Below are 1546 nucleotides of genomic sequence, written 5' to 3'. Positions count from 1 at the left end.
TTCGATTCAAGATGAATTACAACTATTTTCTGAAGAGCTGTGCCGTCATTTAACCCCTTCTTTTTTAGAAGAACTCGCAAAAAAATTAGGTTTTGTAAAAAGAAAACGAAAATTTTCAGGAAGTGAATTAGCTACCATTTGTATTTGGATAAGTCAAAGGACAGCGAGTGATTCCCTCGTTCGATTATGTAGCCAATTACACGCAGCTACAGGTACTCTTATGAGTCCAGAAGGACTTAATAAACGCTTTGATAAAAAAGCTGTTGAATTTCTGAAATATATTTTTTCTATATTATGGAAAGGTAAACTTTGTAAAACATCGGCTATTTCAAGCACGGCGCTTACCCACTTTCAACGTATTCGTATTTTAGATGCGACGATTTTTCAAATCCCAAAACATTTAGCTAGTATATATCCTGGATCCGGTGGTTGCGCACAAACAGCGGGTATCAAGATTCAATTAGAGTATGATTTACATAGCGGTCAATTTTTAAACTTTCAGGTAGGTCCAGGGAAAAATAATGATAAGACCTTTGGAACGGAATGTTTAGATACCTTACGTCCAGGTGACTTGTGCATTCGTGATTTAGGTTATTTTTCATTAGAAGACTTAGATCAAATGGATCAACGAGGTGCCTACTATATATCCAGATTAAAATTAAACCATACTGTTTATATAAAAAATCCGTCTCCAGAATACTTTCGAAACGGAACCGTAAAAAAGCAATCACAGTATATTCAAGTTGATTTAGAACATATCATGAACCATTTAAAACCCGGTCAAACATATGAAATAAAAGAAGCTTACATTGGAAAGAATCAAAAACTATTCACGCGTGTAATTATCTATCGTTTAACAGAAAAACAGATACAGGAACGTAGAAAAAAACAAGCCTATACGGAAAGTAAAAAGGGCATTACGTTTTCAGAAAAGAGTAAACGATTAACGGGTATCAACATATATGTCTCAAATACGCCTGAAGGGATTGTTCCGATGGAACAAATACATGACTTTTACTCCCTTCGCTGGCAAATAGAAATCATTTTTAAAACTTGGAAATCCTTATTTCAAATTCATCATTGGCAAAATATCAAACAAGAGCGATTAGAATGTCATGTGTATGGAAGGCTTATTGCCATTTTTATCTGTTCTTCTACGATGTTTAAGATACGTAAACTTCTGTTGCAAAAGAACAAAAGAGAATTAAGTGAATATAAAGCTATTGGGATGATTCAAGATCATGTATCGCTGTTATATCAAGCGATACAGAGAAACACCCAAGATCTAACAAAGATTTTAATCCGTTTGTTCGACCTCCTACAGAAGAATGGACGGAAATCTCATCGATATGAGAAGAAAACTATCTTTGATATTATGGGTGTTGTCTATGAGTATAATGGGTTTGGAAAACAAAAGAAAGCTGCATAATTTTTAAAATGAAACTCGTTAGAGTTTATTTGGTGTGTGTACTTTTCAATACCAAAAGTACATTACGAGTTTTTTAGTTGCTTTGAACGAAAGTTCATTTTATTTTTGTTCTTAAGT

General features: G+C 33.7%; 1 protein-coding gene. It reads left to right on the top strand.

Annotation, left to right across the window (positions count from 1 at the left end; genetic code table 11):
• A partial coding sequence (locus ACS2CR_RS34105) for an IS4-like element IS231A family transposase (protein ID WP_438906159.1) occupies positions 1–1429 on the top strand: 1429 nt, incomplete at its 5' end.
• Between the last annotated feature and the right edge of the window lie 117 nt (positions 1430–1546).

Source organism: Bacillus cereus group sp. BceL291 (assembly GCF_051776705.1).
Classification (GTDB): domain Bacteria; phylum Bacillota; class Bacilli; order Bacillales; family Bacillaceae_G; genus Bacillus_A; species Bacillus_A cereus.
The sequence above is the reverse complement of the archived record's forward strand: the minus strand, read 5'-3'. Positions and strand labels throughout refer to the sequence as shown.